A 4,613-nucleotide genomic window follows, 5' to 3' on the forward strand; every position below is an offset into this window, starting at 1 on the left:
GGTTTCGCGCCGGGCGCGGTTGCCGGGGCGGGACGCCACCCAGGCGCGGATGGTGTCCGCGAACCAGTACGGCTTGCCGCCCTCGGTGAGGTCGGGGGCGGGGAGCAGCCCGTGCTTGCGGTAGGTCCGGACGGTATCGGTCTGTACGCCGATGTGTGCCGCGATCTCTTTGTAGGACCAGAGCCGACGATCGGTCATCTCGCGCGCCTCTCCGCCGCGCCGCGACGACGGAGGGGGGTCCGTCGGGGGAGCCGTGGCGCGGCCTTTCGTGATCACCCACCCTGTGCCCGGTGAGCGACACAGAGTGACCGGCTGCGAGGGGTTGTCGAACGGCTGTGACCGAAGCTCAGCCGAAGCGTGACGGTCGTGACGGATATATGACGCGGGAGGGCGAAATGAGCGGTCACGGGCCCGGGGCGCGGGACGGCCCGATCCGCTCGGTCACCTCGGCCGCGTGTACGGGCCGGCCATCTCGGCCATGCGTACGGGGCGCCCCTCGCGCCGCGACAGCTCGCACGCCTCGGCGACGAGCGCGGCCGCCAGGGCGTCCCGGCCGGAGCACGGGTTGGGCGCCTCGCCGCGGGCGGCCAGGAGGAAGTGGGCGATCTCGGCGCGGTACGCGGCGGCGAACCGCTCCAGGAAGCCGGTCCAGGGCCGGGCCGGGGCACCCGGGCCGCCGGGCTCGGCGGAGGTCACGGGTGTCCGCTCGCCGAGCCCGACCACCCACTGGTCGCGTTCGCCGGCCAGCTCCGTCCGTACGTCGTGGCCCGCGCCGTTGTACCGGGTGGCCGTGGCGGTGACGAGCGTGCCGTCGTCCAGGGTGAGCAGGGCGGCGGCGGTGTCCACGTCACCCGCTTCCCGGAAGAAGTCCGCACCGCCCGCCGAGCCGCGCGCGTACACCTCTGTCACCTCACGTCCCGTCAGCCACCGCACGGCGTCGAAGTCGTGCACCAGGCAGTCACGGATCAGCCCGCCGGACAGGGGCAGGAACTCGGGCGGGGGAGGGGCCGCGTCCGAGGTCACGGTCCGGATCGTGTGCAGCCGCCCCAGCCGTCCCGCGCGCAGCGCGTCGCGCGCCGCGCGGTACCCGGGGTCGAAGCGGCGCTGAAAACCGAGCTGCAGGAGGATCCCGACTTCTTCCGCCGCGCGGAGGGCTTCCAGCGAGGCGGCCGGGGTGAGCGCGATGGGCTTCTCGCAGAAGGTGGGGAGACCGGCACGGGCGGCTCTGGTGATCAGTTCGGGGTGGGTGGCGGTGGGGGTGGTGATGACGATTGCGCTCGCGCGGCGGAAGAGGGTGTCGAGGGGTGCGGTTTCGGCTTTTGTGTCTGCCGCCAGCGCGGCGGCGCGGGCCGGGTCGGCGTCGGCGATGAGGAGGTGATGACCGCTTGCGGCGAGGGTCTCGGCGTGGAACGTGCCGATGCGGCCTGCGCCGATGAGTCCGACGAGCATGGGTGACCGTACTCCTTTCCTGTCAGCACCGGGGCTCCGCCCCGGACCCCGCGCCTACCGGGCTGCCTCTTGCGCTTGGCGCGCGGCTGCGGGTTGTCTTCGGCTGGCCGCGCAGTTCCCCGCGCCCCTGACGGGGCGCAGCCCCACACCCCGGTGGGCGCACCCGGCCAAGCCGCGCGCAGCGTCACGCGTACAACGCCGGCCGTTCCGCCAGCGTCACCGGGACCCTGCTGCCCGTCGACTGGGACGCGGCCCCCGCCGCGCACGCCACCGCCGCCGCGTAGCCGTCCCACGCGCTCGGCCCCGTGACACGGTCGTCGCGGGCCGCCGTCACCCAGGACTGGACCTCGCGGTCGTACGCCTCGCGGAACCGGGTCACGAAGTCCTGGGGGATCTCGCCGCCCCAGTGGCCGTCCGTGTGGACGAGGAGGCTGCGTTCGTCGCCGATACGGGCGCTGCCGCGTTCGCCGACGGCCTCGCACCGGACCTGGTAGCCGAAGCCGCAGTTGACGAAGATCTCGACGTCGGCGAGGGCGCCGCCGGCGGTCTCCAGGAGGACGAGCTGGGGGTCGCTCAGGCCTTCCGGGGCGGCGGAGGAGCGGGCCGGTTTGTGGACGGTGACGGCCGTGATCTCCTGGCCGAGCAGCCAGCGGGTCGCGTCGATCTCGTGCACCACCGAGTCGTGGATCATCATCGGCTCGGTGTAGCCGGGCGGGGTGGAGGCGTTGCGGTGACGGCAGTGCAGCATCAGGGGCCGCCCGATCCCGTCGCCGTCCAGCAGGGACTTCAGCCGCATGTACTCCGCGTCGTACCGCCGCATGAAGCCCACCTGTACGCGCCGGTGCCCGAGGCGGGCCTCCGCCTCCACCACGCGCAGCGCGGACGCGGGGTCCGGCGTCAGCGGCTTCTCGCACAGCACCGGCAGGTCGCGCGCGAACGCCTCCAGCAGCGCCTCCTCGTGGGCGGGCGCGGGCGAGGCGACGAGCACGGCGTCCACGCCGGGCGCGGCGAGGGCGGCCGCCGTGTCGGTGAAGGCCGCGCAGCCCCCGATGTCCGCCGCCGCCGCTTTCGCGCGGTCGCCGTCGACGTCGACGACCGCCGCGACCCGGGCGCCGCTGATCACCCGGTCGAGCCGCCGTACGTGGTCGGCGCCCATCCGACCCGTGCCGATCACGGCCACGCCGAGTGTGCTGTGCTGCGTCATGGTGAGGGGGTTCCCCTTTCATACGGCTCGTACGACCGGGTCGTGCGGCCGGGCTACAGGCCGCAGCCCCGCAGGAAGGCGCGGGTGCGCCGGGCGATGGGCAGCGGGCGGTCGGGCGGGCACGGGTACATGTCCTGTTCCACGATCGCGAACAGGTCGGCGTCGAGCTTCGCGGCGGCCGCGAGCACGGGCTCCAGTGCCGGTACACCGCGCGGCGGTTCGCACATCACACCCTGGCGCACGGCGGGCCCGAACGCGATCCCTTTCGCGACGACGTCCGCGAGGACGGCCGGATCGACCTGCTTGAGGTGGAGGTAGCCGATCCGCTCGCCGTAGGTCTCGATGAGCCGGACGCTGTCGCCGCCGCAGTACGCGTAATGGCCGGTGTCCAGGCACAGGTTCACCAGCTCGGGGTCGGTCGCGTCCAGGAAGCGCGCGACGTTGGCCTCGCCGTCGATGTGGGTGTCGGCGTGCGGGTGGACGACGACGCGCAGGCCGAAGCGGTCGCGGACCTCGCGGGCCAGCCGTTCCGTGCCGGTGGCCAGGTGGCGCCACTGTTCGGCGGTCAGCTCCGGGCTCTCCAGGATCTCGGCCGTGCGGTCGTCGCGCCAGAAGGACGGGATCACCACCAGGTGCCCCGCGCCCACGGCGCGCGCCAGCGCCGCCACGCGCGCCACGTGCTCCCACGTCTCCTCCCACACCGCCGGGCCGCGGTGCAGGGCGGTGAAGACCGTGCCCGCGGAGACCGCGAGGCCCCGGTGCCCGGTCTCCGCCCGGAGCCGGTCCGGGTCGGTGGGCAGGTAGCCGTACGGCCCCAGCTCGATCCAGGCGTAGCCCGCGGCGGCGACCTCGTCGAGGAAGCGCTGCCAGGGCACTTGAGCGGGGTCGTCGGCGAACCACACGCCCCAGGAGTCCGGAGCGGAACCCACCCGGATGCGGGAAGCGGGCGAAGGCACGGGGGTGGGGGGCATCTGCGGCTCTCCTCGGGTCGCCTCGGGGCACGGTGGCGGCTTGCTCGTAGCTTCGCCGCCGTGCGGAGGGGTGTCAAGGCTTCGTCCGGACATACGGACGTCACGTCAAGTACGGCCGAGTGACGTCTATATGTAAGGACAATTCCTTGACATGGTCGTCCGGGCCCGGCTAGACCTGACGCCATGAGCGAGTCGGGACCGTACGACCTGATCACCATGGGCCGGGTCGGGGTGGATCTCTATCCCCTGCAGACCGGTGTGCCGCTGTCCGAGGTCGAGACCTTCGGGCGGTTCCTCGGCGGCTCGGCGGCCAACGTCGCGGTCGCCGCGGCCCGGCTCGGCCGCCGCGCCGCGCTGATCAGCCGCACCGGTGCCGACCCCTTCGGCGACTTCGTCCACCGGGCGCTGCGCGACTTCGGCGTGGACGACCGGTGGGTCACCCCCGTGCCCGCGCTCGCCACGCCGCTGACCTTCTGCGAGCTCTTCCCGCCGGACGACTTCCCGCTCTGGTTCTACCGCCGCCCCAAGGCGCCCGACCTGGAGATCCACACCGCCGAGCTGGACCTGGACGCGGTGCGCGCCGCGCGCGTCCTGTGGGTGACGGGTACGGGCCTGTGCGAGGAGCCGAGCCGCTCGGCGACGCTCGCCGCGCTCGCCGCCCGTGCGCGGCGCGGCACCACGGTGTTCGACCTCGACTGGCGGCCGCTGTTCTGGGGCGGCGAGGGCGGCGCCTCCGGCGACGGCGGGCGCACCGGCGCCGCGGCCATGGCCGCCGCCCGGCCGTACTACGCGGCGGCCCTCGCCCACGCGACCGTCGCCGTCGGCAACGCGGACGAGTGCGAGGTCGCCACGGGCGAACGCGAACCGCTGGCCGCGGCCTGGGCCCTGCTGGACGCGGGCATCGAACTCGCCGTCGTCAAACGCGGCCCGAAGGGCGTGCTCGCCGTCCACCGCGACGGCACCACGGCGGAGGTCCCGGCGGTGGGGGT

5 protein-coding genes are annotated in these 4,613 nt (G+C 74.1%); 1 reads left to right on the forward strand and 4 read right to left on the reverse strand.

The genetic code is table 11. The features are described from left to right. The 4 genes from K6I34_RS32135 to K6I34_RS32150 all read right to left on the reverse strand — a co-directional run. Positions 1-198 (reverse strand): AlpA family transcriptional regulator (locus K6I34_RS32135; RefSeq protein ID WP_229331521.1); only part of this gene is annotated, 198 nt, incomplete at its 3' end. A gap of 243 nt (positions 199-441) precedes the next feature. Then, positions 442-1,449, reverse strand: a complete 1,008-nt coding sequence (locus K6I34_RS32140) for a Gfo/Idh/MocA family oxidoreductase (protein ID WP_229331522.1) — start codon at positions 1,447-1,449, stop codon at positions 442-444. Positions 1,450-1,633: 184 nt separating this feature from the next. Beyond that, complete coding sequence (locus tag K6I34_RS32145; RefSeq protein WP_229331524.1) at positions 1,634-2,653, reverse strand: Gfo/Idh/MocA family protein; 1,020 nt, start codon at positions 2,651-2,653, stop codon at positions 1,634-1,636. Between the two features lie 53 nt (positions 2,654-2,706). Beyond that, positions 2,707-3,624, reverse strand: coding sequence for a sugar phosphate isomerase/epimerase (locus tag K6I34_RS32150; protein WP_229331526.1), 918 nt, complete (start codon positions 3,622-3,624; stop codon positions 2,707-2,709). 183 nt (positions 3,625-3,807) lie between these two features. Here K6I34_RS32150 and K6I34_RS32155 point away from each other — a divergent pair. Continuing rightward, a partial coding sequence (locus K6I34_RS32155) for a PfkB family carbohydrate kinase (RefSeq protein ID WP_229331528.1) occupies positions 3,808-4,613 on the forward strand: 806 nt, incomplete at its 3' end.

The organism is Streptomyces sp. UNOC14_S4, from assembly GCF_020740835.1.
Lineage (GTDB): Bacteria > Actinomycetota > Actinomycetes > Streptomycetales > Streptomycetaceae > Streptomyces.